The sequence below is a fragment of the bacterium genome, from assembly GCA_012517375.1.
GTDB lineage: Bacteria > Hydrothermota > Tepidihabitantia > B3-TA06 > B3-TA06 > JAAYVC01.
Genome location: JAAYVC010000070.1, coordinates 1 through 26995, shown reverse-complemented (window position 1 = coordinate 26995; position 26995 = coordinate 1). Strand labels below are relative to the sequence as shown.

General features: G+C 51.2%; 22 protein-coding genes. 15 read left to right on the top strand and 7 right to left on the bottom strand.

Going from position 1 to position 26995, the window contains the following annotated elements; all coding sequences use genetic code 11:
* The first annotated feature begins 1 nt into the window (after nucleotide 1).
* The 9 genes from GX441_07635 to GX441_07595 all read left to right on the top strand — a co-directional run bounded on the left by GX441_07635 (nucleotide 2) and on the right by GX441_07595 (nucleotide 9619).
* The gene (locus tag GX441_07635) at nucleotides 2-1318 is read left to right on the top strand and encodes a phosphoglucosamine mutase (GenBank protein ID NLI98513.1); all 1317 of its coding nucleotides are present in this window, start codon (nucleotides 2-4) and stop codon (nucleotides 1316-1318) included.
* The gene (gene glmS, locus GX441_07630; protein NLI98512.1) at nucleotides 1306-3138 is read left to right on the top strand and encodes a glutamine--fructose-6-phosphate transaminase (isomerizing); all 1833 of its coding nucleotides are present in this window, start codon (nucleotides 1306-1308) and stop codon (nucleotides 3136-3138) included. The genes GX441_07635 and glmS overlap by 13 nt, the downstream gene beginning before the upstream one ends.
* Before the next feature lie 82 nt (nucleotides 3139-3220).
* Complete coding sequence (gene recA / locus GX441_07625) at nucleotides 3221-4306, top strand: recombinase RecA (GenBank protein NLI98511.1); 1086 nt, start codon at nucleotides 3221-3223, stop codon at nucleotides 4304-4306.
* A gap of 10 nt (nucleotides 4307-4316) precedes the next feature.
* Nucleotides 4317-4778 (top strand): hypothetical protein, encoded by a 462-nt coding sequence (locus GX441_07620; protein ID NLI98510.1) that lies wholly within the window; start codon nucleotides 4317-4319, stop codon nucleotides 4776-4778.
* Nucleotides 4775-7348: an alanine--tRNA ligase gene (gene alaS / locus GX441_07615; GenBank protein NLI98509.1), complete on the top strand. Its 2574-nt coding sequence runs from the start codon at nucleotides 4775-4777 to the stop codon at nucleotides 7346-7348. The genes GX441_07620 and alaS overlap by 4 nt, the downstream gene beginning before the upstream one ends.
* On the top strand, nucleotides 7348-8040 hold the full coding sequence (locus tag GX441_07610; protein NLI98508.1) for a hypothetical protein: 693 nt from the start codon (nucleotides 7348-7350) through the stop codon (nucleotides 8038-8040). Before alaS ends, GX441_07610 begins: the two co-directional genes overlap by 1 nt.
* Nucleotides 8037-8750, top strand: a complete 714-nt coding sequence (gene scpB / locus GX441_07605) for an SMC-Scp complex subunit ScpB (protein NLI98507.1) — start codon at nucleotides 8037-8039, stop codon at nucleotides 8748-8750. The genes GX441_07610 and scpB overlap by 4 nt, the downstream gene beginning before the upstream one ends.
* Nucleotides 8737-9267 carry a DUF4416 family protein gene (locus tag GX441_07600; protein NLI98506.1) on the top strand — a complete coding sequence of 177 codons (531 nt, stop codon included), beginning with the start codon at nucleotides 8737-8739 and terminating at the stop codon, nucleotides 9265-9267. The genes scpB and GX441_07600 overlap by 14 nt, the downstream gene beginning before the upstream one ends.
* The gene (locus GX441_07595; GenBank protein ID NLI98505.1) at nucleotides 9260-9619 is read left to right on the top strand and encodes a hypothetical protein; all 360 of its coding nucleotides are present in this window, start codon (nucleotides 9260-9262) and stop codon (nucleotides 9617-9619) included. Before GX441_07600 ends, GX441_07595 begins: the two co-directional genes overlap by 8 nt.
* 20 nt (nucleotides 9620-9639) lie before the next feature.
* Here the strand turns inward: GX441_07595 and GX441_07590 are convergent, their stop codons facing one another.
* The 7 genes from GX441_07590 to GX441_07560 all read right to left on the bottom strand — a co-directional run bounded on the left by GX441_07590 (nucleotide 9640) and on the right by GX441_07560 (nucleotide 19013).
* The gene (locus tag GX441_07590) at nucleotides 9640-11130 is read right to left on the bottom strand and encodes a hypothetical protein (protein ID NLI98504.1); all 1491 of its coding nucleotides are present in this window, start codon (nucleotides 11128-11130) and stop codon (nucleotides 9640-9642) included.
* Entirely contained in the window at nucleotides 11127-11720 is a 594-nt protein-coding gene (locus GX441_07585) for a hypothetical protein (GenBank protein ID NLI98503.1), read from the bottom strand. The genes GX441_07590 and GX441_07585 overlap by 4 nt, the downstream gene beginning before the upstream one ends.
* Entirely contained in the window at nucleotides 11711-12736 is a 1026-nt protein-coding gene (locus tag GX441_07580; protein NLI98502.1) for a SpoIID/LytB domain-containing protein, read from the bottom strand. The genes GX441_07585 and GX441_07580 overlap by 10 nt, the downstream gene beginning before the upstream one ends.
* Complete coding sequence (locus GX441_07575) at nucleotides 12723-13649, bottom strand: hypothetical protein (GenBank protein NLI98501.1); 927 nt, start codon at nucleotides 13647-13649, stop codon at nucleotides 12723-12725. Before GX441_07575 ends, GX441_07580 begins: the two co-directional genes overlap by 14 nt.
* Nucleotides 13650-13667: 18 nt before the next feature.
* The gene (locus GX441_07570; GenBank protein ID NLI98500.1) at nucleotides 13668-15836 is read right to left on the bottom strand and encodes a hypothetical protein; all 2169 of its coding nucleotides are present in this window, start codon (nucleotides 15834-15836) and stop codon (nucleotides 13668-13670) included.
* Nucleotides 15837-15905: 69 nt separating this feature from the next.
* Nucleotides 15906-18275 carry a hypothetical protein gene (locus GX441_07565; GenBank protein ID NLI98499.1) on the bottom strand — a complete coding sequence of 790 codons (2370 nt, stop codon included), beginning with the start codon at nucleotides 18273-18275 and terminating at the stop codon, nucleotides 15906-15908.
* A 39-nt stretch (nucleotides 18276-18314) separates the two neighbouring features.
* Entirely contained in the window at nucleotides 18315-19013 is a 699-nt protein-coding gene (locus GX441_07560; protein ID NLI98498.1) for a DUF1175 family protein, read from the bottom strand.
* A 275-nt stretch (nucleotides 19014-19288) separates the two neighbouring features.
* Between GX441_07560 and GX441_07555 the strand changes: the two genes are divergently transcribed.
* From GX441_07555 to fusA, 6 genes are all read left to right on the top strand, one after another.
* A complete protein-coding gene (locus GX441_07555; GenBank protein ID NLI98497.1) occupies nucleotides 19289-20242 on the top strand; it encodes a prohibitin family protein in 954 nt (317 codons plus the stop codon).
* A gap of 117 nt (nucleotides 20243-20359) precedes the next feature.
* Complete coding sequence (recF, locus tag GX441_07550) at nucleotides 20360-21418, top strand: DNA replication and repair protein RecF (GenBank protein NLI98496.1); 1059 nt, start codon at nucleotides 20360-20362, stop codon at nucleotides 21416-21418.
* Nucleotides 21387-21710, top strand: coding sequence for a DUF721 domain-containing protein (locus GX441_07545; protein ID NLI98495.1), 324 nt, complete (start codon nucleotides 21387-21389; stop codon nucleotides 21708-21710). Before recF ends, GX441_07545 begins: the two co-directional genes overlap by 32 nt.
* Nucleotides 21707-23605 (top strand): DNA topoisomerase (ATP-hydrolyzing) subunit B, encoded by a 1899-nt coding sequence (gene gyrB / locus GX441_07540; GenBank protein NLI98494.1) that lies wholly within the window; start codon nucleotides 21707-21709, stop codon nucleotides 23603-23605. Before GX441_07545 ends, gyrB begins: the two co-directional genes overlap by 4 nt.
* 86 nt (nucleotides 23606-23691) lie before the next feature.
* Nucleotides 23692-24672: a M42 family metallopeptidase gene (locus tag GX441_07535; protein NLI98493.1), complete on the top strand. Its 981-nt coding sequence runs from the start codon at nucleotides 23692-23694 to the stop codon at nucleotides 24670-24672.
* A gap of 10 nt (nucleotides 24673-24682) precedes the next feature.
* Entirely contained in the window at nucleotides 24683-26749 is a 2067-nt protein-coding gene (fusA, locus tag GX441_07530) for an elongation factor G (GenBank protein ID NLI98492.1), read from the top strand.
* The last annotated feature ends 246 nt before the right edge of the window (nucleotides 26750-26995 follow it).

Here is a 26995-nt window from a genome sequence, read left to right as displayed (position 1 = left end):
TATGCCTAAGTTTTCAGTTTCAGGATTGCGTGGACCCATAGGCGATGAATTAACCCCGGATGATTTCTTGAGGGTCGCTAACGCCTATGCGCGCTTCCTTGGTGCGGGGAAGATGCTTATTTCCAGGGACGCGAGGATATCGGGCGTTATGCTTGAAGCTCAAGTAACTAGCGGTGTGCTTGCCGCCGGATGTGAAGTCATTAAAGGAGGCATGATTACCACCCCTACTTCGGTGTTCGCGACAAAGGTACTGAATCTGAACGGAGGCATTACCATCACGGCGAGCCACAATCCCCAGGATGAAAACGGCATGAAGTTTCTGGAGACCGGCCGTTTTCTTGTTCCGCAAAGGATGGCCGAGTTCTCAAGCTTTGCGTCAGGCTTCGAATTCCGTAAGATCCCGGTCTCCGGATTAAAGGAACCGAAGGAAGTGAACGCGCTGGAATTGCACAAGAAAAAGCTTCTTGAGCTTTTTGGAAGCGAGTCTTTCGAACCCCGGCTGAGGGTGGGTCTTGATCCCGTGAACGGTGCGGCCGGCCCTGAGGCAAAAGAGATTCTTGAAGCTCTCAACTGCGAGGTTCACGTCGTCAACTTTGAATCTACCGGACGCTTCGGAAGGGGAGGGGAGCCTTTGAAGGAGAACCTGGAAGCCTTGAGCGCGCTTGTCAAGGAAAAGCGGCTTGACGCGGGCTTCGCGTTCGACCCTGACGGCGACAGGCTTGCCTTCGTAGACGAGCAGGGCCGGGTTCCGGGCGAGGAATACACGGTTCCTTTATGCTCAAGCTGGGCTCTCGATAAAAGCGTCTCAGATTTGGTAGTCAACCTGTCTACATCGAGGCTGATAGAGCACGTAGCGAAGGAGTACAAAACTAACATCTTCCGGACGCCTGTTGGTGAAGCCCACGTCGTAGACAAGCTTCTCGAGACGGGCGGCGTGGCAGGAGGAGAAGGAAACGGCGGGTTCATATACCCTTCTTTCAATGCGACGAGGGACGGCCTTTTAGCCATGACCGTACTTGCGAGCCTTCGCCGGAGAAGCGGCTCGCTGGCTTCGCTAGTTGATTCATTGCCCGTATATTTCATGGAAAAAGACAAACTTCATAAAGAATTCTCTCCCCGCATTAGGGAGCGCGTTTTGCAGCTCTTTCCTTCGGCGCAAAAGGACACAAGGGACGGCCTCTGGCTCGGCGATGAGGATTTCTGGCTCCATCTTAGGCCTTCAAACACCGAACCTGTAACAAGAATTATCGTCGAGGCAAACACCAAGGAGCGTTCAGAGAAGATCCTCAATGAGGTTAAAAAGATATGTGCGGCATAGTCGGTTACCTCGGCAATCGCGACCTTGAATCCGTAATAATGGTGGGGCTTGAGCGTCTGGAGTACAGGGGGTACGACTCGTGCGGCATAGCTGCAGTAGATAACGGAAAGATACGCATCTCAAAGGTAGTCGGCAGGCTTAAGAATCTGAAGGATTATCTATCAAAGAATCCGATATCGGGCTCGGTAGGTATAGGACACACGCGCTGGGCAACGCATGGCTCCGTAACGCATCGAAACGCCCATCCTTTTACAGATAGGGAAGCCCGATTCGCCATTGTGCATAACGGAATAATAGAAAACTATGTGGGGCTAAGGGAGAAACTGATTGAGAAAGGCATCTCCTTCGAGTCCGACACCGATTCCGAGATAATACCCCATCTCTTCGCCGATAACTACAAGGGCGATCTTCTCAAGGCGGTTATCGCAACGGTCAGCGAGCTTAAGGGCAGTTTTGCCTGGGCCGCGGTCTCAAGCGAGCATCCGGATACGCTAATGGGAATAAGGGTAGGTTCTCCGCTTGTTGCAGGCATCGGCGAGGACGAGTTTGCACTAGCGTCCGACCCTCTTGCGCTTGTCGGTATAAGTCACAATATGATAGCGCTTGAGGACAAGGAGTTCGTGATTCTTGAAAGAGGCAAGGAGCCTAGGATATACAGCTTTTCGGGCGAGCTCTTGAAGAAAAAGCTTGTTCCTATCGAACTGGAGCCCAAGGCTATCTCAAAGGGCCGGTACCGTCATTTCATGCGCAAGGAGATATTCGAACAGCCACAAGTGGTTGCCGAGAATCTGAAAAGGCGCTTCCGCAACGGCGACGTACGGCTTGGTTCAGGCTACAGATTCTATCCGGATGAAATCGCTTCCTTCAATCACGTGCTCATTCAGGCATGCGGAACAAGTTACCATGCCGGTCTTGTAGGAAGGTATTTCCTTGAACGTTTCACTAACGTCCATTCGGAAGTGGAGATAGCTTCGGAACTTATCGACCGGATACCGGTATTCGGCAAGCACGATCTGATGATAACCATCAGCCAGTCCGGGGAAACGGCGGATACGCTTGCGGCACTCAGGGCTGCAAGGAACAAATCCGACCTGAGGATTCTTTCAATCCTTAATGTCAAAAGGACATCCCTTGACCGTGAATCCGATTCCTCCATATACATCCATGCTGGTCCGGAGATAGGTGTAGCTTCAACAAAAGCATATACCGCCGAGATATTTGCCTTTCTTTCCTTGAGCCTTGAGATTGCCCGCAGGAGGGGGACCCTTAAGCCAAAGGAATGGAAGGAGATCAGAACGAATCTCTCAGCTTTGCCTGATATGATAAGCCGCGTTTTGAAGCAGGATAGACGCATTCGCGACATTGCCAGGCGTTTCCAGAAGCGCAACTCCTGCCTATTTCTCGGCAGAGGAATCAACTATCCGACAGCTCTTGAAGGAGCTCTGAAACTGAAGGAGATAAGCTACGTTCACGCAACAGGTTATCCTGCAGGGGAGATGAAGCACGGCCCCATCTCCCTCATCGATTCAAAGACGCCGGTTGTAGTTGTCGCTCCAAGGGATTCAACTTATGAAAAGATGAGCGCCAACATCGAAGAGGTTGCCGCACGAGCAGGTCAGGTAATCGCCATTGGAACCGAAGGCGACAGCGAGCTTGCAAAAAAGAGCGCAGCCTTCATACCCATCCCCGAGGCGCCGGACTACATACTTCCTTTTGTAGCGGTTATACCTCTTCAGTTGCTCGCTTATCATACGGCGGTATTCCGAGGTTGCGACGTGGATAAGCCGCGAAATCTTGCCAAAAGCGTGACCGTAGAGTGAAGTGTCATGATTAGAGATTTTAAAGTTAAAAAAAAATTAAAGAAGCCGTTCTCAGGCAGAGAGAAGGGCAAAGGAGGCTTTGATGGCTAAAACTCAAGGCTCGAAACAGCAGAATTTGGAAAAAGACGACCGCAGACGCGCGCTCGATACGGCAATAAGCCAGGTCGAAAAGCAGTTCGGCAAAGGGTCTGTCATGCGTCTGGGCGAGAGACCGGCAGGCTCAGGCGTTCAGGTAATACCTACCGGCTCACTCTCGCTTGACGTAGCGCTGGGGGTCGGCGGCTTCCCTAAAGGCAGACTCATTGAGATATTCGGTCCTGAGGCTTCGGGTAAGACCACCCTCACCCTTCAGGCGGTCGCGAACGCCCAGAAACTGGGAGGTCAGGCCGCTTTCATCGATACCGAACACGCCCTCGACCCGATTTATGCCCAGGCGCTCGGGGTGAACGTCGATGAGCTCCTTATTTCCCAGCCCGACACGGGCGAACAAGCCCTTGAAATCGCAGAAATTCTCACCCGCTCCGGCGGAATAGACATATTCGTGCTCGACTCGGTGGCGGCGCTCGCCCCGCGCGCGGAGATAGAAGGTGAGATGGGCGACGCGCACGTGGGTCTCCAGGCCCGGCTCATGTCGCAGGCGTTGCGCAAGCTCACAGCCGTCGTTTCCCACTCCAATACATGCGCCGTATTCACCAATCAGATTCGCATGAAGATAGGAGTCATGTGGGGAAATCCTGAGACTACTCCGGGCGGTCTTGCATTAAAGTTCCATTCTTCAGTGCGCCTCGACATCCGCAGAATCGCTTCAATCAAGAAGGGCGAGGAGGTCATAGGCAGCCGGACGAGGGTAAAGGTCGTCAAGAACAAGCTGGCGCCCCCTTTCAGACAGGCTGAGTTCGATATCCTCTACGGCAAGGGCGTCAACTATCTTGGCGAACTGGTCGACCTAGGGGTTGACCTCGATCTCGTTCAGAAATCCGGCACATGGTTCTCACTCGGAGACGAACGTATGGGTCAGGGCCGCGATGCCGCAATCGGTTTCCTTGAGGAGAACCCGGGAAAAAAGGAAAAGCTCGATAAAGACGTTCGCGAGAAGATATTCTCCGGAGCTAAAACCAGCATAACAAAATCTGTATCCGATGAGGCGGCTCCGGACAGTGAGGGTTGAGCTTTATTAGATGAAACCCCGAAGTCCCGCAGAAGAGGTGCGTCAGGCGGCATTAAGGCTTCTGCGGTATCGCGACAGGAGCGTGAGAGAGATGCGCGAGCGTCTCAAAAAGAAAGGCTACGACCGAAACCTCATCGAGAGGGAGATAGAACGTCTAATCCAGGAACGTCTGCTCGACGACGCAAGATTCACGGGCGTCTGGATAAGGCACAAACTGGCAATATCCCACAAAGGGAAAAGGCTCATAGCTGCCGAACTCGGAGCCAAGGGCATCGACGCAGAGCTTTTCAGGAAGGTCTGGTCAGAGCATCTTGAGGATGAGATTCGTTCAGCAAGGGAATGGGCGCTCGCTCATGCCAAGGGATACGGTCTACTAGAACTTTTTGAGAGGAGGGGACGGATAAGAGAAGGTCTTTACCGCCGGGGCTATTCCCAGGAAGCCGCGGATGCGGCGCTAAAGGAGATTGAATGAACTCACGAGAACTCAGAAAAGCGTTCCTCGACTTTTTTACCGAACGCGGACATACGCTTGTCAACTCGGCCCCTCTCGTCCCCAAGAAGGACCCCACCATTCTCTTCAACGTCGCCGGCATGGTTCAGTTCAAGCCCCTGTGGGCAGGACTCATAGACCCTCTCCCCTACAAGCGCGCGACATCGGTGCAGAAATGCTTGAGGCTCAACGACCTTGATGTAGTCGGAACCGACGCCACCCACGACACCTTCTTCGAGATGCTCGGAAACTTCTCGTTCGGCGACTACCAGAAGCGGGAAGCCATAACCTTCGCATGGGAGTTCATCACGAAGCTCATGAAGCTTCCCAAGGAGCGTCTCTGGGTTACCGTGCATGAGACAGACGAAGAGGCCGCATCGCTCTGGCGCGAAGAGTTGGGCTTTCCGAAGGAACGCATCGTCTACCTTGGAGATGCAGACAACTTCTGGGGACCGGTCGGAGGCCGCGGCGCGTGCGGTCCTTCGAGTGAAATTTTCTGGGACATCAAATTCGATGGCGAGCAGGGTCCGGGTCCTGCGCACAACGAAGACGAGCGCTACACCGAAATCTGGAACCTTGTTTTTCCCCAGTTCGACCAGCAGGAGGACGGTTCGCGGCCGTTCCTCAAATACAGAGGCATTGACACGGGAGCCGGACTCGAACGCATGAGCATGGCCGCAGAGAACGTCCAGACCATCTTCCACACCGACCTCTTTAAGCCTTTGATGCAGTCCGTAGCCGGCACGATAGGCGTCCGCATCTCCGACGAAACCTGGGAGCCTCTGGCGATTACTGCAGACCACGTACGCGCTATTACGAACGTCATCAGCGAGGGGGTCAGGCCATCCAACACCAAGCAGGGCTACGTTGTCCGCAGGCTTTTGCGCCGAGCGCTAGGCGCGCTGTACCCATTCGGCGTCGAAGAACCCCTGCTCTACCGCATCTCCGGTCAGGTGATTGAACAGATGCGGCACGTCTACCCCGAACTTGAAGAGCGGCGCGAGCAGGTGGCGCTCATGATTAAGGGCGAAGAGGAGCGCTTCCTTAAGACCCTTGAATCCGGAATGAGATTGTTCGAGGATGCGGCGCGATCGGGCACTATCTCCGGCGAAGACGCCTTCAAGCTCTACGACACGTTCGGGTTTCCGATAGACCTCACCAAGCTACTCGCGAAGCACAAAAAAATCGAAGTAGACATCGAGGGTTTCGAGCAGGCGATGGAGGGACAGAGGGAAAAATCAAGGATGTACATCGAAGATATCGGCAAGCATGATTTGAAAAAGGAGTTGACTGCCGAGTCCAAGTTCGTCGGCTACGACATGTTTGAAATAGACACGGTAGTCGTCTCATACTCATACGACGAGAAATCGCAAGAAGTGGGAATACAGCTTGAAAAATCTCCGTTCTATGCTGAGGCAGGCGGACAGACAGGTGATTCGGGACAAATCTCTGGCGATGGCTTCGTGATGGAGGTAATCAACACCGTTTACAATCAAGCAGGCATGCAAATAATCAAGGGCAAGTTTTCCAAGGGCAATCCGAAAGACATCTCGGGTCGAAAAGTCCGCGCAATCGTCGATATCCCTCGCCGCAGGGAGATTGAGCGCGCCCACACGGCAACGCATCTCTTGCACGCCGCTTTGCGCAAGACGCTGGGCGAGCACGTCAAGCAGGAGGGTTCGCTCGTGGAACCAGGCAGGCTTCGCTTCGACTTCTACCACCCTTCGCCCATGACCGAAGATGAGATCAGGGAGGTCGAAAAAACAGTCTACAACTGGATAATCGAGAACCACTCCTCCACGGTCAGCGAGATGTCGATGGATGAGGCACAGAAAAAGGGCGCGCTTGCGTTCTTCGGCGAGAAGTACGGCGATAGTGTCCGGGTAGTCGAGATACCGGGCATATCCGCGGAGCTGTGCGGAGGAACCCATCTTGAGCGAACGGGCGATACAGGAGCGTTCCTCATCACGTCCGAGACCGGTGTTGCCGCAGGAATAAGGCGCATAGAAGCGCTGGTGGGAAACCGGGCGTTTGCCGAGATTGAGCGCCAACGCAGCACTCTTAGAGAACTCTCATCCGCCTTGGGAACAGACCGGGAAAAACTGGTTAAGAAAGCGGAAGAACTTAAGCAGAATCTTGCCAACGAGGTAAAAGCGAGAGAGGCGCTCGCTCGCCGGTATGCAGAAAGCCTGGTCGATGAGATACTCAGCCGCGCCGAGAAGATTGAGGATATCGAATTCGTTACTGCCAGGGTGGAAGGCCTTTCTAAAGACGACTTGAAGCTCTTAGCAGACTCACTGAAATCAAGGCGAGAAAGCATCGTCGGAATTCTATACACCCCGGACAAAGCGCGCGCCTTAATCCTTTGTTTCGCCTCCAAATCCGCATCTGGAGACTATCCTGCTGGCGATATACTCAAGAAGGTTGCTGTCCGCTTCAAGGGAGGCGCAGGAGGCTCGCCCACCCTTGCCGAAGGGAGCATTGTTGAAACATCGCTCGATGAGATTGCGTCGGTATTCATGGAAACAGTCAAGAAAGGAACAAAGCAATAATGAGTTTAATTCTCACGATTCTCCTCTACGGAGCCGGATTCTCTGATCCTCACTGTCCGAACGGAGAGAGCCTCGTCTACAAAGGATACGACGACGGGAACAAGACCTCGAGAGATATAATACACAAGGTTTACGACATGGGCGGCTACTACTACTCCACGCACGAGCATTTGGACACGACGCGCATACTGGTTAAATGCAAGATGCGCAAGTCCGATTTGTCCACCCTGCAGGTCATAAAGGACCGCTCCGGCCGCTTCCAGCTCGGTATCGAACCCACATCGGGCGGCATCCTGGTCAAAAACGGTCCGAAGTCGACTGAAACAAAAGTCAAATATGCAGGCGTGTTCTATGACCGCCATACGTTGATAGACGTATTCCGCGGATTTCCTTTCGAGAATCCCCGTACCGTTGAGTTTGCCTTCTTTGAATCAAACGTCGGTTCGGTCATAACAGGCACATGCAACTACGCAGGCATCGTAGGAATCAAGACGGACACCGGCGACTTTGATTGCTACAAACTGACTCTCGGGTTCAAGAGTCAGCTCATCGAGACCGTATACCAGCTGGCGGTTGCCGGACGCAGCTTCGATTTTTACTACGAGGTAGAGGAGCCTCACCGCATGATTTACTGGACAGACAATAAAGGAAGCTACCTTAAACTCAAGCAGGTAGATAGCGAGGGCGAATGAGCGAATCGTGGCAGATAATAGAAGCGCTGCTTTTTGCATCACCCGAGGTTGTTTCAAGCGATAGACTTGCAAAGGCTGCGGACCTTACGCCGTCCGAGGTGAAGGCTTGCATCGAAAAACTCAGAAGGGATTACAATGACACCGGGCGTGCGTTTCACATCCGCGAAGTCGCAGGAGGCTGGCAGATGTCCACCTTGCCGCGCTTTTCTCCATGGGTAGCAAGGCTTTTGCAGAAACGGGGCCGCGACAGGCTTTCAAAAGCCGCTCTTGAGACGCTTGCAGTAATCGCGCACCGTCAGCCCATCAACAAACCGGATATAGACCAGACAAGGGGAATAGATTCCTCGTACATAATCTCGAATCTTCTTGAACGCGGGCTCATAAAGATAAAGGGCCGCGACAAGCGGGCCGGTCATCCTTTCGTCTACGGCACAACGCCCAGATTCCTTGAGTATTTCGGGTTGAATTCGTTGAATGACCTGCCCGATCTCGAGGAACCATCAGTCAAGGAAGAAGACATTATGCCGCTTGAGGAAAGCGGCGAAGAAAAGGAGTTAGCTCAGAACGAGCTGCTCCAGGAGGACAAAAATGAAGAATCCCCAGAGCCTGTAGATCCGGAGGCGCTCCGGGCCATCGGCTACAGAATCGACACAGGCGACGCGACCCAACGAGAACCCGAAAAGACTAGGGAAGGCGATGATGACGCTTGAGCCGGAAAAGCCTCAGGCGCTCGTGATCTGCGGTCTTCTTTCAAAAGAGAGTGAAAACTTCATCAGTGTCGAAGCGGATCTTGAAAAGAAATTCGGCAGTATAGCCCTGAGGAGCGAATTGTTTCCCTTCGACTGGACGGACTACTACAATTCGGAGATGGGCGAGGGGATTCTAAGAAAATGGGTAGTTTTCTGCGAGCCCTGCAATCTGATTGATTTATGGAGCTTTAAGCTGCAATCTGGAGAGATTGAAAAGGCATACACATTAAAGGGGCGCCGTACCGTCAATATCGATCCCGGATTTATCCGTCTTGACGGCTTATGGCTTCTTTCGACAAAGCCGGCGGGTCACAGGGCGTATCTTGAAAAGGGTGTATGGATAGAAATGACTCTGCGTTTCTTGCGCGAGAGCTGCGAAGAGATGGCCTGGACGTATCCCGACCATCGTGATCCCCGCGCCCAGGCTTTCTTTCTGAAGGCAAGGGAGCTTCTTAAAAGAAATATGCGCGATGTATGAAGTTTCCGTTGCGGTTCCTCTGAAATTCAAGCATAAGCTAGAAGGATTCGGCGATGATTACAAAATCATCCACGAACACACCTGGCATATAACCGTCGCTTTCCGTGTTCAAGGGCTGGACGAAAGGGGCGCGAGTCTGGATTTCGTCAAATTGAAGAAAGAGCTAGCCGAACTTCTTTATCCGCTCCAAGATGCAATGCTGAATGAAGCCGCCCCCTTCAGGGATTCTCCGCCAACCGCTGAAAATATAGCCAGATGGGTTTATGGTTCCTTTTCAACCAAATATCACGGCATTCTCTCTAGCATTAAGGTAGGTACGCCTGAAGAGAACGTCACGTTCTTTATAGAATAAACTCTTTCCGCTAGTAAATATTATTTTGCAGTCCTAAAAGTAATGACGAGTTTTTCGCCGTCGTTGTCGAGTCCGGCAACTATGGCCTTGAACTCCATAGCTTCCAGCAGAGGCTCGAGCTTTGACTGCACGTCAGCCGGTGTAATTCCTTGCGTGCGGTCGGCGGCGTACATGAGGTACGATACGAAAACCTTCCTGAACTCGGGCCAGTTTATCCACGCCACGGGGTTCTTTATTCCTACGCTTGAGGCTACGGAGTTGAAATCGCTTGACGAAGAGATGGTCCTTCCCGAGGACACCTTCTTTGAAAACCAGCCTATCATGGCTGTATCACTCGTAAAGAGGAGGCTGCCGTCGTACAAAAGCCAGCCCATGCCCGCAAAGTCCTCGCCGAAATCGAGGTGGTGGTAAGTAAGGTCACCAGATTCCATGGTGGTGTCCCAGGCTGTAGGGAAGAGCCATGGGGTCAAAGCTTCCAGGCTTTCACCTGTCTTTGCTGAGGACTTGATTCTCAGCATCCATGACAGCGGAGAGTACCATTTGTCAACGTTCCAGCCCTTGACGATGAAGTCCGCATCGCTGCCAAGATCGGTTGCAAGCGCTGCAAACTCCTTCTCCGTTTCTTCATTACCGAGGACGTCAATCTTATCTTCTTCCACGGACAATTTCTGAGCTTCCTTCCACGCATTATATGGCGATAGACCGGAAAGACTTATGAAAGCTGCAGCGTCATCAGGGATGCTTGCGTAGCTTCGCGCTGGCTGAGAACCGGCGATGAATCTGCCTATCATGCCGGACGGGCTATCTATCTCCAGCACGAACTCGGGGCCGTAATCACCCTGCTTAAGATCCCATAAAAGCTCTTTATAAACCAGATACTTGTCAGGATTTCGTGAAAGGCCGTACGCGGCAAGCGTTAAACCGTCCTCCGGGAAGCTTTGTTCCTCGATTCGGGTTTTGGAAGCTGCAATGTCCAGAGCTTCAAGAAGAAGCTTCTCGGAGGATGCGAACCAAAGATAATCGCCTGCAAAGGCAAAGGAGGAGCCGTCATCGAGCACTGAATACGGGATTTCTCCCGTATCCTTCCGTCTTCCTTTTGAAAGAGCCGTTTTCCAGAGCATCTTTACGTTCCACCTCGGCTGTGTAATCACAAGCATCTCCTTCTTGCCGTATTTCGAATAAATGAAACGTTTCCCCAGGATGTGCATGGGGTCGAGATGAGTACGCTCCTTGATCTTAATCAACCGCTCCTGGTTCGAAAAATCCTCTGCGAGTCCTATTCTCTTTGCGATCCGCGCGAACTTGGGACCGGGGTTAACCTTTGCGAGCTTTTCTAAATTAACGACCAAGTAGCTTTTAGCCCCTCTGGGTAGAAGTTCCTCGAGTACAGTAACCTTGCGTTCGAGCTTCGGGGTGTTTGAAAGAAAAGCGTAGGCGACGCCTGCACCGACTACGAGCGCGCCGAGGGTTATTCCCGCTCCCAAGATAATTCTCTTCAAGGTTTTGCTCATCGAGCCTCCTCTTTAATAATACGAGCCAGACTGTCCCGGCCCAGCTTTTTGATAGTTTCTTGAGTCAACAATGCTGAAGCGAGGTAACCCAGCCTCAGCTCCAACGTGTCGCGGCTTCTCAAAAGCCGCTCAATTTCCATTGGGTCTTTCGTAAGATTTCTCTCTGTTCCCAGCGATTTTATCTGGCCCGAGCACAGCACGGCCAGGCCCTCATTCAACCACAGCGGCACGACGTAGGCCTCTAAGGTCATGTGCACGTATTCGTGGGTAATAGTCTCTTGAAGCACTCCCCTTTTTTCAAGAACGTCAATGGGTTGAATTACCAATTCTCCATTTGTCAAAGCTGCCGCCTGCCATATGGAACAACCAGTCCAGGCCGCGAAATCTCCGCTTGACGGAGCCACTCTCATTATGCAATCGCCGTTGTTCATGAATCCGATATAATTCAGCACCGCATTTTCCGCTGCATGGATCACTCTCTTGAGCTTTCCGACCTCCTGGGGGTTTATTCCATCGCCTGGAAGAATTATCCTCCATCGTCCTGCCTGAAATATAGCCGATAATATTATAAGAAGAAGCCTCAGCGCCATTCCTCTACCTCAGTCCCAGGAAAGTAATGGGAAAGAATCTCATTGAAAGACTTGCCCTTTTCAGCCATGCCCTTTGCCCCCCACTGGCAGAGTCCGACTCCGTGGCCGAGTCCCCTGCCCTTGAATAAGAGATTCGGGCCTCCTCTCTGGATTTCAAACCATGAACTTTTTATCGTTCCCCAGCCCTCTTGCTTTGCTATTATATCCCTGAAATCCCATCCGTTGTACAGAACGGTTGCTGAGCCTACGACCCTAATCTCGCGAACCCTTGAGTCGGGAGATACGCCGGTCACTTCAACGTCGGACACCCCTGAAAGGCCTAAAACCTTTGCAACATTCTCAAGAGATACTTTATACTGCCATTGACTGTGAGGGGATGGTCTGCAGTACTCATCGGTAACCGACACCAGGTACGGGGCACCCTGGTCTGGCCATATCGAGCGGGCGTCGGCTGTTTTTCCGCCGCATGTCGAATGGTAGAACACTTGGCACGGCTTGTCCTGATAAGCGAGAATCAAACCCCTGGTCTCGGACACCGCTTTCGAAGTCAAGGCTGTTGCGCTTTCAAGACCCTTGTATGACTGACAGTGGGTAAGGTCGCAAAAATCCCATTGCTCTTCTCCGTGTCTTGTAGCGGTATGGATAAAGGTCCTGCAAAGAACGGCTTGAGCCTTAAGCGCCTCCAGAGGGGTGCCGGGGAGCATCTCCGCTCCAACCACTGAGGAGAGGTATGAATCCTCATCCACGTCGTTGACCAAAACAAGCTCGCCTTTATCGCTTGTCACCTCAAGAGTTCCTTTGTACGCTCTGCGTTTGTAGCCCCAGATTAAAGTGAAGGAATCCTTGCTGCATTGCCACTTTGTTCGGGTAACGCCGTCGACTACCATCGATTCTCCATCTGCCTTTATTGAAGTCTCTTTTCCTTGTGAGATTACCGTAATCTCCCTGGGGTGCTCTGAAGAAAGAATGTTTACACTCAGGCTTAGGATGAGAGTTAATATGCTAATGTTTTGCATAATCACCGCTGAAATAAGATGAGAATACCAATCCCGCAATGCGGGCTGCGTCCTTGCCTTCGCCGCGCTTGAGATATACCACCACTGCTATCTCCGGGTTTGCGTAGGGTGCAAAACCTGCGAACCAGCCCTGAGTGAGCCAGCTTCCAAGAATCGTTGAGGTTCCGGTTTTTCCAGCTACCTGCACGGATGAGATATCTGCGGGTTTTGCCGTTCCGCGTCGAACGACGTCCCTCAGGAGAAATCTGATTCTTGCGAGGGATTTGGTTCCGCAGATTCTTGAATGGATAGCGGCAGGTCCTTGCGAAAGCCTGGGTTTTAAGAGTGCGCCGTTCGATGCGAAGCCCGAGATAAGCGAAAGAAGGGCAACCGGAGTCAACTGGATAGAGCTTCCCTGGCCTATGGCGAACTCGAGCTTTGCCGAATCCGATAAAGGCTCCGAAACAACACTTTCGATCTCGCCCGGCAGGTCGACCCCGACTTTTTCGTCAAGCTTCATATCGAGATAGACCGACGTCAGGTCTTTCGCTGAAAGACGCCTTGTCAGATTCTGGAAATAGAAGTTGCATGATTGCATCAGAGCAATGTCGAAATCAACCCAGCCGTGCCCGTCCAATAGAGAGCATCTAGAAGTGTCTTTTCCAACAACATCGATCCCAGTGCAGAAGAAGCTATCCTCTGAAACGGCATCGTTCTCAAGAGCGGCAATGCCTGTCATAATCTTCGCAATTGAACCCGGAGGGAAGCGTTTTGAGAAAAGGAGCTCCTTATTCGTGGCGGCAATCAATTGGCCGCTCGTCAAATCCATGACGGCTACGGCGCCTCTATCGCCGACAATAACCGAGCACCTTTTTTCAAAAGCATCCTTGTCAAACGATCCGGAACCGCCGACTGCGCAAGAGACGGCCAGCATTAAGGCAATGCCCAGCTCCTACTCCTCTACCGTGATTACCGACTCGGAGGAGTTGCCCCATTTGTCGGGGTAGTACATGAGGGATATCTTTGCCGGCATCACATGATAGCTTCCAGGCAGGTACGGTTCAAGCACGTACGAGAGCTCTCGCTTGCCGGACCACAGATAGCTCATGAAGAACGCTACGTGGTCGTCGTGTATCTCTCTTCCCGAATACATATAACCCCATTCATCGTCATAGTCGTAGTATCCGCCCCAGAAGCGTTCGTCCCTAACAGGGAATCTGTCGCGTTCCTTGGCGACATCGAAGCCTGCCGGAATGGGATCGGTGAGCATCACGTACTCAAGTTCGTTCTCGCAATCCACATAAAGCTTCACGAATAAAGGTTCGCCTATCCTTATCGGTCCTTTAAGCTCCTCTTTATAATATACGAGCTGGTCGTTCTCCACTCTCGGGATAAGCTTATAGTACTTGCGGTGCACCTTAAGCTCTCCGCCTCCTTCGGGGACGCCCTCCTCCTCGCTGTAGAAGCTTAATACCATGCTGAAGAATAGATTTCCCTGGCCCTTCTTATGAACCTTGAGCGTGTTGTCGCCTTTGTTCACGCCGCTGAGCCTTAGCCTCATTGGAGAGGAGAATTCAAGCAGGTCCTTTTCGCTTACACTGTATGATTCCAGCTTGCGACCGTTAAGCGTGAACTCTATTTCGATGTTCGGGGAGGCGTCCGAAGAAATTTTCAAAAACTCCGCAATCGCCAGCAGCGAAAGGGCAGAGTCTTTAGTGGACTTCCAGTGGTTTCCGCGGCGCTCTCTTAAAAGCCAATAGACTATCTTGGGTATTACGTTGTCCTTTGGTGAGATAGCCAGGAAAGCTCTAAGGGTCGTAGCAGTCACCTCTACAGGGTCATCGCCCCAGTACTCCACTCCTCGAGTGGTGCCGCTCCAGTAAACCATCTCGCCGTCCGATATGGCGTCCTTTTTGAGGCTCTCCAGAACTGCTCGGGCTTTTGAGTTGTCGCCTATCCTTTGCCATGTCAAGGCAACAAGAGCCTTGGAGTATGAGTCGAGTTCCTTCTTCTCTATTGCTGCGAGCTCTTTCCTGATAACCGAAGCGTTGTCGCCTGGCGCAAGGGCAAGTACGTAGACCATGTATGCCCGTTCTACGAGTTTGATATCCTGTTTCGCGGACAGGAGATTCTTCAAGGACTGTGTTCCCCTTTCGATGACCTTGGGGTTGATATCGTAGCCGAGTTCGGAAGCGTATATAAGCCCGTGCATGACGTAGGCGGTCATGTAATTCATGGTTTCGTCGTTCTCCCACCAGCCCCAGCCGCCGTCCGAGTGCTGGTAGCCGTAGAGCTTGGCCAGACCCTTTTCTATCATTTTGGGAAGCTCCTCGGCAAGCTTGGGGTTGCCTCGCTTGGGATCCTTTATAAGGTCGGCGACAATGAGATCGGGGAAGAAGCTCGACATCGTCTGTTCAGCGCATCCGTAAGGATATCCTGCAAGATAAGCAAGACCTGCGAATAGGGCAGAGCCGATTGTCGGCGTGAGAGTCAGTGACGCGGACAGGGTTTTCATGTCCGTCCCATCCGGTATATTGAAGCTCCTAGTAGCGCGCTCGTCCGCACCGGGCATGAAGGCGGAAAGAACCATGTTGCGTTCCATTCCGTGCGGATTAACCGGAAGCTTTATCTGCATCGCGTCCGAGAAATCGGTTGCTATCGCTTTCGCTACCAGTGTTGCGTCGCCTGCAGAAGTCGCCCTTACCGGCCAGTCTATCCTGGCACTTGCTCCGGGGCCTATCGTCTCGACATGCTTCGTGCGGTCAAGAAGCTCAAGGCCTGAAGCTGTGAAAGAACACTCGACTTCCTGAGTTTCCCTGGTGTAGTTGTGAACGATAGTAGGTATTACAAGACTGTCTCTTTCCGTAATGAATCGCGGCGACATTATTCGCACGAGCAGGTCCTTTGTCACGAGAGTCTTTTCCCTTGATTCGCCGACCTTTGTATCCGTAGTAATAGCTCTTGCAGTGGCGCGCCATGTAGTCAGGTTTTCGGGGTACGTGAACGAAACCGAAGCCCGGCCCTGGCCGTCCGTTCTCACGAATGCGTTCCAGTACGCCATATCCTCGAATCTCTGGCGAACCTGGGGCTCTTCTCTGCCCTTGTATGCGGCAAGAACCACGCTGTCCCTGGCCGCGCCTTCAAGTTTGGAGTACTCGTCTTCATACCCATAGAAGGAGAAGTAAACGGATTAATTGGTCGAGACCTGGTTGTATCGCTGTCCGTAGAAATAATCTTCGATAGGCGGGGCTATCTCCTCGGCAAGGGAATACAAAGCCTCATCCACGACCGCTAGCGACAGGTCGGCTTTGACGGGTTTCCCCTTTGAGTCCTTTACGAGTATATCGAGCTTGCCCTTTTCGCCGGGTTCATATCGATTCTTGTCGGGCGTTATCCGGACAGATAAAAGCTCGTTCTTCCTTTCGATTTTGAACTCCTTCTCCTGCCTGAAGAACTCGCCGTCTGAGACGCCCGATATGGAAAGAAACGCGTTCGGTACGAACTCCTTTTGCACTTTGAACTTGAGAAGCGCGGTATTGCCCTTGAGTTCCACTACGTCGACTTTATAAATCCTGTCCGCCTCAATAGAGGCTAATATGTGGACGTCGTTGTACGGCGCTATGATGAGAACCTCCGCCCTGTCTCCAGGCTCGTAGGTTTCCTTGTCGAATACTATCTGCATCTCGTCCGTGTTCCACGAGTAGGAGCTTCCATAGGATGATACCCATAACCATCTTTCCTCCGAACTCTGATTTCCTCGCTCGTCCTCTGCAGTTGCTCTTACATAGTATGAGCCGGCTTCCTTGGGGACGAAATCGAAACTGGAGCTACCCAAAGGACCCACGGATATTGTTCTTCTCGAAACGAGCTTGTCGTCCTTATCCCAGTAGTTCCTGTATATCTCGACATCGACAACGCCCTGAACCGGCTTGTTCATTATATCCCTTGTTTTAATGGTAACGCCCAGCTTCTCGCCAGGTTCGACTACGTACTTCGAGGGCATTATGTCTATGAGTATTCCCGATTGCGCAACAAAGGCATAGGCTTCTCCGGATTCCTGCTTTCTTGACTCGTCCCTGACCTGAACCTCGAAAGTATATCTGTAGTTCTGGCCGTCCTCGGGTGTTCTGTATCTGAAAGTCGCCTTGCCCTGCTCATCGGTCTCTGAGGTCAGTTCGTCTATGTACTCCGAGCCGTACCAGTACCAATCGTAGTATTCTACCCTGTAGATTCTCAGTTTAACCTCAGCACCTGCAACGGGAGCGCCGAAGAAGTAATCTGCCGCTACTTTCACTCTCACCTCATCGCCTTGAACGTAGGCTTCCCTATCCGTTTCCACCTGGACCTTGAATTCGGGTTTGCGGTACTCCTCGACCCTGAACTGGACCGAGTGGTAAACGCTGTCCACCATGGCGCTTAGGGTATAGCGTCCCAGTCTTCCCGAAGAGGGGACTATCAAAGAGTCCGATATCGCACCCCAGGAGTCTGTTTTTAATGTCCTGCGGTAAATCTCGTTTCCCTCGGGGTCGGTTACCACGACCTCTGCGTCCTTCTGCTGAGGCATCTGATATGATCCGTTGTTCTTCATCCTTAAGATGCCCTTGAAGTAAACGGTTTGATCAGGACGGTAAATTGGTCTTTCTGTATGAAGGTAAAGGAAGTTGTTGCTTTTTCCGGGCGCCGAGCCGCCTTCGAAATCGTAATCGTAATAATAGTAGTTGTCGACAACGGCAAAATCCTTCCCGTCCTGCGCGAGCACGCGCAGATGGGTTGTGTCGAAAGAAGTATGGAATATGCCCTTGCCGTTGGTCCTTCCGCTTGCGACTCTATTTGTGTCGGAGAGAACCTGAACCTTGACGCCTCTGCGAGGTTTTCCATTTGCCGAATTGACCGCAAAAACGTAAACGTTCTTCGGGTCTTGCTTGGCTATTATGGACATTTCGCTGACAATCACAGGCGTATAAGCTACCCTGTTACCGTAGTATGCCTCTACGAGGTATACACCGGATTCCGAGAGGTCAAGTTCAACATCCTTGTAACGGTATGAAGGGTCATAGTAGTAGTAGTCTTCATCCGTTTTCTTCTTCTTCTCGAATTTTACCTTCCACTCCCTTATCAGGGAATAACCTTTGAGCGGCGGAATGCTGTTTTTGCCGAGCCTTTCCGGTTTTGCGGCGCCTGAGTCCACGTCATACTTTTCAAGCCTTGGCAGACCGAGAAAATCCCTGAAAGATATGCGGCTTTCCTCGCTCATCAGCTCCCTTGCCAGATAGCGGGTGTTATGCTTCGTCCGGTCCGCCAGACCCTCGATCATCATGAAAAAGTTGGCCGGTTTGACCTTTGAACCCACTCTCGGAGAACGCAGATTCTTTTGATTCGAGAAGAAACCTATAGGGTCGTCTATCTCATACAGACGCATATAAACTTCTTCGGTCCCAGAGGCCTCGAGTCTTATCTCGGCTGCTGACCCCGGGGTGTATATGGAAGGAGTTGAAAGATATATGTAAGGATGGGCAAACAGCCCGGCCGTAAGACTCGCTAACAAGACAAAAAACTTCATTTTGCCCTCCTTGGGGCATGGAAGGTTTTCATAAAACAACTAATCTAAAATCTTGAACCTGTAGAAACCTGCGAAAGAAGCGTTTTTTACGCTGGGCCGCCAGGTTTCGTCGTCAAGAGACATAAGTGTTTCGAATCTGACAAGCCTCATCTCCCCCTTATCCTTGACTCCGGGCCCGGTATGATAAAGCATGTACGGCTCGCCCTTTATTTCGAGATATATCATTACATGCGAAGGATGACCTTTGGGAGTAAAGAAAGCAATATCGCCGGGCAATACTCTGCCGTTTTTGGCGCGGGAAACGAAAAAAACGTTGTAAAGCATAAGGTGCTTGACATCCGCGAAGTTGCCGAATCTTTTCTTTTCCCTGTCATCGGAACTGTAATCACCGGGTACAAGCCTGAATATATCCGTTCCAATAAAGGGAACTTCGGGATAGTTAAACGCCTTAATCTCCGGTATGCTGGGATTTAAGAGTTCGCCAAACCGCAAGCGCCATGTTTCGTCATGTCTGGCCAGGGCCTCTCGATATGAGTAACGGACAAGATCTGCACAATCGACGACTTCTTCAACCGGGTTCAAATATCTTGATAAGGCTATTGTTGTAAACCACTTGCGAAAATTTTCGCGGTCGGCATTCTCCTTGAGTTCCGCAGCGTCTGGAAAACCGTCTGAATCGTTATCTTGAGCTTTGTGTGGAAAATCCGATATAAGCAATAACATCAAAACCAGCCGCATCGTTATTTACTCTCCTCGATTTGCGGTATCCGGCAACGCCGCGAGATCATCTTGAGTTGCCCTGCCTTTATCCGAATCATATCTTTTCCGTGCCTCAGTATAGATGACTCTTGCTCATTGTCAAGTGAGTTGTTCTCAAAACGTTAGTTAGTGTCAACACAAGCGTAGAAAAACATTCCGAATCACAAGGAGCAAGATATCGGAGTTGTTGACTTTTATCAAGATGAAGGCTATTATACTCAATAATCAAACGAACTGTATCTTAGGAGGAAAGAATGATTGGATTTCTCGTTGTAATACTTATTATAGCGTTTTTCGCAATACTTTTCTTCGGGTTCCGTCTTCAGAGGCTTTTTATCCGCAAGCCTTCCGCCGAGGTGCCAAGGCAAAGAAGACAGCTTAAGCCTGCGGCATATATAGCAGCCGCGGTCGCCGTCCTCTTTCTGGCCATCCTCATAAGCTTCATTAGAATAGTTCCCGTAGGGAACGCTCTCGTTATCTTCTGGATAATACCAAAGACATACAGCGTATCGCGCGAGGGTATAAACTTCATCCCGCCTTTGATAACTCAAACCTCCCTCTATGACTTAAGAAGAACCGAATACACCATGTCGAGCACGTTGGAAGAAGGTCGTCGCAAGGATGCCGATGATGCACTTTGGGCGCCTACTAAAGAGGGGCTTGAAGTGGGACTCGATCTTACCTGCTGGTACCATCTTGACCCGAACAAGGTCTTCGATATCCACCGGCTCATAGGCCCGGATTTCGAAGAGAAGGTCGTAAGGCCGACCATTCGCTCGGCCGTTCGTCTCACCGTCTCCGGTTACACCATAATGGATATCTACTCCGGAAAGAGGGAGGCCGTTCAGGATGAGGTGCAGAGGCGCCTGAAAAAGCTTCTTGAGCCGGACGGCATATTCGTCGACGGAGTTGCGCTTCGGGACGTGCAGTTCACGGAGGAGTTTGCGAAATCGATAGAGGAAAAACAGATAGCTCAGCAGAAGGCAGAAAAGATGGAGTACGTCCTTTTACAGGAAAGAAAAGAGGCGGAACGCAAAACCATTGAAGCCGAGGGCAAAGCCAGGGCAATAGCTATAGTTTCTCGCGAACTAAGGGCAAATCCTAACTATATTAAGTACCTTTACGTAGATAAACTCGCCGACGACGTGAAGGTAATCGTCTCCGATCAGGCAACGATTATGGACTTGAAGGGAATTATTGGTCAGTAAGATTATCTTCAATAGCATTCGCGTCAGCAGGATATATCCCAATGCCTGATGGTGCGTTTTGATAGATATGATTAAAGATATAGTGCAATCAAGTTCGAAAAAAAAGCAGTTTTCTATATGTGGCTCGAAGAGTTGAGTCTTGAGGGCTATCGGAATCTCACCGAACAGAGCGTCAGGTTCAGCGAGAGCGCCAACATTATCTTTGGTCATAACGGAGCGGGCAAGACGAATCTGCTCGAGGCGATCGCCGTCCTAGCAAGGGGCATAAGCTTCAGAACCATTCAGGATTCTGAAATTCTAAAATTCGGCGCCACACATTTCAGGGTCGCAGGCAGCGCCCTTAACGAAAGAGCCCAGGTTTGGTCCGCTCGCGTTTACTTTTCTCCAGCCGAACGCAAACACTATTTCCTCGAGCGCAGGGAGATTGCCCGACGCTCTCTTTATTCCGGATGGCTTCCAGTCTCCATACTTCTCCTTGACGACAGGCGTCTCGTCTCCGGCTCGCCCGCAGACCGCAGATCTTTTCTTGACGAATCACTTAGCAAGCTTTCACGCACTTACGGATTCCTTCTCTCGGAGTTCCGCAAAGTCCTTCTTCATCGCAATGCCCTTCTGAAAAAACAAGCCGGAAACAATGAATTCAAAGTATGGGAAGCCAGGCTTTCGGAGCTGGCGCGCGAGATAGCCACTCGAAGAAAAGAGTACTGGAAGCGCTTTTTACATCATTTCGGCCGGATGGCAAAAAGATTCCTTCCCCACTCCGAGCTTAAGCTGGAATACAAATCAAATGTATCGGATGAAGAAGATTACAGAGAGCTTCTTGAGCAATCCCGCGAATACGAAAAAAAACAGGGATTCACCTTAAGGGGACCCCACAGGGACGACTTCCGCGTTCTTCTTGAATCGCGATCGCTGCGTTCTTTCGGATCATACGGTCAGCAGAGACTTGCCGCACTCGCACTAGCTCTTGCCGAAACCGAAACCGCCATCTCTGCCGGTATAACGCCTGTATACCTCATGGATGACGTTGCGGCCGAGCTCGATGACCACAACACGCGTCTTCTGTTCGACCTCGTTAAATCAAAAGGGCAGCTTTTTTATGCCGCTGCAAATCCGCCGCTTAACGTCGAAGGTAAAAGGTTCAATGTCAAACAAGGCTCGATCAGGCAGGTTTAGGACGCTTGGAGAAGCCGCAAAGAATCTCCTGGATGCAAGACTTGGTTCCAAGCTGAAGGATTATGAAGCTGTTCAAGCCTGGCCTGACGCAGCAGGCCCTAAGATTGCCTCAAGATGTGTTGCATTAGGTATAAAATCGGATATACTTTATGTCACGGTGCCGACTAAAGTCTGGTTCACCGAATTGAAAGCGCTTAAGAAAAAGCTCATTCTTAACGTTAATCAAAGGGTGGGTCGGGAGGTTATCAAGGATATAAAGTTTATCACAGGCAGTTCTAAGAGGAAGCAATGAACGAACGTTACGATGCATCGCAAATACAAGTCCTGAAAGGACTTGAAGGAGTAAGACGCCGTCCTGCCATGTACATTGGCGACGTCGGCGTGCGCGGATTGCACCATCTGGTCTCAGAGATAGTGGATAACTCCATCGATGAGGCGATGGCAGGCGTATGCCGCAACATAACGATCACCCTGCTTGCGTCTGACCAGGTATCAATAGAAGATGACGGACGCGGTATTCCCGTGGACCCTCACCCTGATCTCGGCATATCAGCGCTTGAAGTCGTTATGACTGTTCTTCACGCAGGAGCGAAATTCTCCGGCAAGGTCTACACGATATCGGGCGGACTTCACGGCGTTGGAGCTTCAGTAGTCAACGCTCTTTCGGACTGGCTCGAGGCTGAGGTATATCGGGATGGAAAGGTTCACAGGCAAGTTTATGAAAGGGGAATACCAAAGGGTCCGCTCGAGGTAGTCGGCAAGACAAAAAAGACAGGAACCAGGATAACGTTTACACCGGATCCGACCATATTCAAGAAGACTACCTTCAACGCAGACATCCTCTCCACCAGGCTAAGGGAGGTGGCCTACCTTAACCCTGAGCTGACCATCAAACTTTTAGATAAAAGCGCAAATACCGAACAGGTTTTTCACTACAAGAACGGGATAATCGATTTTCTCTCCTATATTGACCAGGGCTGTACCCGTCTGCACAAGCCCATATACATAAAGGATGCAAGGAACGGCCTTGAAGTGGAGGCGGCTGTGGAGTATACGGACAGCTTTTCCGAAAACATACTCACGTTCGTCAACACGATAAACACTCACGAAGGCGGTACGCATCTTGTCGGGTTCAAGTCGGCCGTCACCAAAACATTCAACGATGCGGCGCGAAAAGCCGCAACCGCCAAAACCAAGGCGGTAGAGCTTTCGGGCGAGGACGTTCGCGAGGGCCTTTCCGCCGTGCTTTCGGTTCGTCTCAAAAACCCCCAGTTCGAGGGACAGACCAAGACCAAGCTCGGGAACAGCGAGGTTAGAGGAATAGTAGAATCCATAATCTCAGAGGGGCTGTCTCGGTATTTCGACGAACAACCCAGGGTCTTAAACCTCATACTTCAAAAAGCGCAGGCTGCTGCCAGGGCGCGGGAGGCCGCACGCAAGGCTCGCGACATTGAGCGCAAAAAGAGTCTTTTATCCTCTGAAACGCTTCCGGGCAAGCTTGCAGACTGCTCTTCGGACAACCCGGATGAGTGCGAGCTGTTCATAGTCGAGGGCGAGTCCGCAGGAGGTTCTGCAAAACAGGGTCGCGATCGCCGGTTCCAGGCCGTCTTGGCTCTCCGCGGCAAGATCCTGAATGTTGAGAAGTCGGCTCTCAACAAGATACTTGCCAATAACGAGATCAAGGCAATCGTATCATCGGTCGGCACAGGCTTCGGGGAGGACAGCTTCGACCGCGAACGGCTGCGTTACTCTAAAGTGGTTATCATGGCCGATGCAGACGTTGACGGTTCTCACATCCGCACGCTTCTCTTGACTCTTTTCTACAGGCACATGAGGGAGCTTATAGAAAACGGCATGATCTACATCGCACAGCCGCCTCTTTATAAAGTAAAGCACGGGAAAAAGGAAAATTATATCTATACAGATGATGAACTTGAAGCTCTGCGCAAACAAAGCTCCAAACCCGAAAGTATAGAAATCCAGCGATTCAAAGGACTTGGCGAGATGAATCCGGAGCAGCTTTGGGAGACAACGATGAACCCCGAAAAGCGTATCTTAAAGAAAGTCAACGTAGCGGACGCCGCCGAGGCGCACAAGGTTTTCTCCGACCTCATGGGGTCGGAAGTCGGTCCAAGGCGGGAATTCATAGAAACAAATGCACAATTTGTTGAAAATCTTGATATTTAGGAGGATTTGTGGAGAGACACGAACTCTTCAAAGAGCTTACTGAAGCCTTTGGACCATCAGGTTATGAAACCGATGTCCGAGCTATCATGACCCGGTATTTCGGCAAAAATCTCGAAGTCACAACGGACAGACTTGGCTCAGTTATCGGATACCGCGAAGGTGATTCTAAAGGACCTAAGCTTCTGCTTGCTGCACACATGGATGAGGTCGGCTTCATGGTTAAAAAGATCACTAAACAAGGCTACATCTACTTTTTACCGTTAGGAGGCTGGTGGCCGCAAGTTCTTTTGAGCCAGCGGGTGAAAGTTCGCACCCGTAAGGGTGATTTTGACGGCATTGTCGGCTCCAAGGCTCCTCACGCCATGAAGGAGGAGGAACGCAAGAAGGTCCCCGAGATGGATAATCTCTTTATCGACATAGGCGTACTCGGCGAGAACTCGCTTGAATCTACCGGGGTCAGACCGGGCGATCCGATTGTCCCGGTATCACCATTTACGCCTCTGGCGAACGGAATACTCGCTGCAAAGGCATGGGATGATCGTGTAGGCTGCGCCGCTCTTGTAGAGATAGCGCAGAAATTACCCAAGCACAAATCACGTCTATATCTGGCAGGGACCGTTCAGGAAGAGGTCGGCCTTCGTGGGGCTAAAACGGTCGCAGGAGCGGTGGAACCGGATATCTCAATCGCTATAGATGTTTCTCTCTCCTCAGACGCTCCGGGCGACGACTCCGACGCCCTTGAACGCTTCGGTGCAGGCGCAGCAGTCTTGATTTACGACTCTACGATGATTCCCAACCTTGCGTTCAGGGATTTTGTATGCGAGACGGCAGAAGCTACAGGTATAAAATATCACCTCGCATCTCTGAGAGGAGGATACGATTCGGGCGCCATTCACGTAACCAAAACAGGCGTGCCTTCCATTGCTTTAGGACTTCCGGCCCGCTATATTCATTCACATGTAGGGGTCATATACGAAGAAGATTACATAGCGCTCGTTAGACTCCTGAACGCCGTTATCGAAAGTCTTGATTCCGCGAAGGCAGCGGAGATTATAAAATTTTCCTGAAGGAGGACTTGTGAGCGCTAAGGATCCTAAGAATACAAGAACATTCGGATTCTTCGGCCACGGTGGTTCCGGAAAAACCACCTTAGCCGATGCGATTCTCTTTTTAACGGGTGCGAACTCCAGACAAGGCAGGGTAGACAACGGAACATCCATATTCGACTTCGATGAAGAAGAGATAGAACGCAGGAACAGTCTTAGCCTTGCTGTTGCATCGTGCGAATATCAGAATCATCTTCTAAGTATTGTAGATACACCGGGTTATGCCGATTTTGCCGGAGAGATGATCTCCGGTTCTCGAGCCGTAGATGTAGGGATTGTCGTGATTGACGCCGCGTCCGGAATCGGCGTAGGCACTGAGATGGGTTGGAGGCGTCTTACCGATGAGCGAAAAGGGAAGGCTATTTTCATAAACAAGCTTTCCAAGCCGGATACGGATTTTTCCACTACCTTCAAACAGATGGTTGAGGCGTTCGGCACATCGGTTGCACCAGTAACAATACCTGTAGGTTCAGGTTCCGGCCTGACCGGGGTGGTATCACTTCTTGCTGAAAAGGTCTACACTACAAAAGACGGTAAGACTGAGACGCAGGATATCCCTGACGCACTCAAAGCGGAATTCAACAGCTATAAGGAAAAACTCATCGAAGCTGTCGCCGAGCTTGACGAGAAACTTCTCGAATCGTATCTTGAAGGCAATATCCCGACCACCGAACAGCTGCTGCCTGTTTTCAAAAAGGGTCTTGCAGAGGGTAAGCTTTACCCTCTTTTTGCAGGCGACGCTCTTTCGACGACAGGCGTTCAGGCGTTGTGCGATTTTATCGTAGGCTTCTTCCCTTCTCCTCTCGAAGTACCTGCGCTCAAACTCAAAAAGGATGGACAGGATGCCGAGTTCGTTATTCAAGGCTCGAAGGATACCCTTGCTTACGTATTTAAGACGGTCTCGGACCCCCATCTAGGTGATTTGCTCTACACGAGGGTATTCTCAGGAGAGATATCCTCCGGAAGCACCCTTCAAAACATCGACCAGGGCTCGTCTGAACGAATCGGTCAGATACTTGCCCTTCAAGGACGCGAACGCAGTGACGCTGGTAAGCTTACAGCAGGCATGATTGCGGGACTCGTAAAGCTTAAATCAACAGGTACTGGCGACACTCTCACATCAGGGCCAAAACTCTCCATCGGTAAACTCACATTCCCGAACCCGCCCATCTCGGTTGCTGTCGTTCCCCAGTCCAAGGGAGACGAAGAAAAGGTCTCTAACGCCCTCGCCAGACTCCACGATGAAGATCCTACCTTCACTTACAGATTCGATCCTGAACTTAAACAGCAGCTTATATCAGGTATGGGTGAGCTTCATCTGGACGTAATCCTCTCTAAACTCAAGAAGAGGTACGGCGTATCCGTAGATACTAAAAAACCTCGTATTGCATACCGTGAAACCATAACAGCCAAGGCCGAAGCGCAAGGACGCCACAAAAAGCAATCTGGAGGCCGAGGCCAGTTCGGCGATGTCTTCCTTCGCACCGAACCTCTTCCACGAGGCTCCGGAGTGGAGTTCGTTGACGAGATTTACGGCGGCGCCGTACCCAAGAACTATATTCCTGCGGTTGAAAAAGGCGTACGGGAGTTCGTAACTCAAGGTATTCTAGCCGGTTATCAGATGGTTGACATCAGAGTCACCCTCTACGATGGAAGCTATCACACGGTTGACTCATCCGAAATCGCATTCAAGCTGGCATCCCAGATTGCAATGAAGGCCTGCTGCGAGAAGGCAAAACCCATACTTCTGGAACCCATCCTGTATGTAGAAGTTACTGTTCCAGAAGAGTTTATGGGCGACGTTATAGGCGACCTCAACTCCCGGCGCGGCAGGATTCAGGGCATGGACGCCATTGGCCGCAACCAGGTTGTCAAAGCAACGGTGCCTGAGGCTGAGATGTACAAGTATGCTACGACTTTACGGTCGGTTACGCAAGGACGCGGGTTCTTTACCGCACAGTTTGACCATTACGACCCTGTGCCGACCGAGGTTTCGGCTAAGGTTGTTGAAGAGGCCAAAAAGGCAAAAGAAGAATAATAAAATCCCATAAGAATAGCTAATGCGATTCTTATGGAATATGCAATTCGAAATTAATCCAAAGACCGGTCTTGCGCCGGTCTTTACTTAAATACCCCCTCAGGATTAATCCTTTGTAGCCCCATTTTATGGTCAAAAGCTGGTCAAAAGATGGTCAGAAGATGGTCAAAACCGCCCCAAAAGAACCTCGGAGACGTTATTTTGGGGACCCCGAATCAGGTCAGTGTTAAAGTGTGGTGGTCCGGT

What these genes read in the sequence shown, in the direction of transcription:
- GX441_07565 (NLI98499.1), bottom strand. Translation starts at nt 18,275, where the DNA reads ATGAAGTTTTTTGTCTTGTTAGCGAGTCTTACGGCCGGGCTGTTTGCC.
- GX441_07575 (NLI98501.1), bottom strand. Translation starts at nt 13,649, where the DNA reads ATGCTGGCCGTCTCTTGCGCAGTCGGCGGTTCCGGATCGTTTGACAAG.
- GX441_07610 (NLI98508.1), top strand. Translation starts at nt 7,348, where the DNA reads ATGAGTTTAATTCTCACGATTCTCCTCTACGGAGCCGGATTCTCTGAT.
- GX441_07590 (NLI98504.1), bottom strand. Translation starts at nt 11,130, where the DNA reads ATGAGCAAAACCTTGAAGAGAATTATCTTGGGAGCGGGAATAACCCTC.
- gyrB (NLI98494.1), top strand. Translation starts at nt 21,707, where the DNA reads ATGAACGAACGTTACGATGCATCGCAAATACAAGTCCTGAAAGGACTT.
- recA (NLI98511.1), top strand. Translation starts at nt 3,221, where the DNA reads ATGGCTAAAACTCAAGGCTCGAAACAGCAGAATTTGGAAAAAGACGAC.
- GX441_07560 (NLI98498.1), bottom strand. Translation starts at nt 19,013, where the DNA reads ATGCGGCTGGTTTTGATGTTATTGCTTATATCGGATTTTCCACACAAA.
- GX441_07635 (NLI98513.1), top strand. Translation starts at nt 2, where the DNA reads ATGCCTAAGTTTTCAGTTTCAGGATTGCGTGGACCCATAGGCGATGAA.
- GX441_07600 (NLI98506.1), top strand. Translation starts at nt 8,737, where the DNA reads ATGATGACGCTTGAGCCGGAAAAGCCTCAGGCGCTCGTGATCTGCGGT.
- GX441_07620 (NLI98510.1), top strand. Translation starts at nt 4,317, where the DNA reads ATGAAACCCCGAAGTCCCGCAGAAGAGGTGCGTCAGGCGGCATTAAGG.
- GX441_07580 (NLI98502.1), bottom strand. Translation starts at nt 12,736, where the DNA reads ATGCAAAACATTAGCATATTAACTCTCATCCTAAGCCTGAGTGTAAAC.
- recF (NLI98496.1), top strand. Translation starts at nt 20,360, where the DNA reads ATGTGGCTCGAAGAGTTGAGTCTTGAGGGCTATCGGAATCTCACCGAA.
- scpB (NLI98507.1), top strand. Translation starts at nt 8,037, where the DNA reads ATGAGCGAATCGTGGCAGATAATAGAAGCGCTGCTTTTTGCATCACCC.
- GX441_07595 (NLI98505.1), top strand. Translation starts at nt 9,260, where the DNA reads ATGTATGAAGTTTCCGTTGCGGTTCCTCTGAAATTCAAGCATAAGCTA.
- GX441_07585 (NLI98503.1), bottom strand. Translation starts at nt 11,720, where the DNA reads ATGGCGCTGAGGCTTCTTCTTATAATATTATCGGCTATATTTCAGGCA.
- glmS (NLI98512.1), top strand. Translation starts at nt 1,306, where the DNA reads ATGTGCGGCATAGTCGGTTACCTCGGCAATCGCGACCTTGAATCCGTA.
- GX441_07545 (NLI98495.1), top strand. Translation starts at nt 21,387, where the DNA reads ATGTCAAACAAGGCTCGATCAGGCAGGTTTAGGACGCTTGGAGAAGCC.
- GX441_07535 (NLI98493.1), top strand. Translation starts at nt 23,692, where the DNA reads ATGACCCGGTATTTCGGCAAAAATCTCGAAGTCACAACGGACAGACTT.
- alaS (NLI98509.1), top strand. Translation starts at nt 4,775, where the DNA reads ATGAACTCACGAGAACTCAGAAAAGCGTTCCTCGACTTTTTTACCGAA.
- GX441_07555 (NLI98497.1), top strand. Translation starts at nt 19,289, where the DNA reads ATGATTGGATTTCTCGTTGTAATACTTATTATAGCGTTTTTCGCAATA.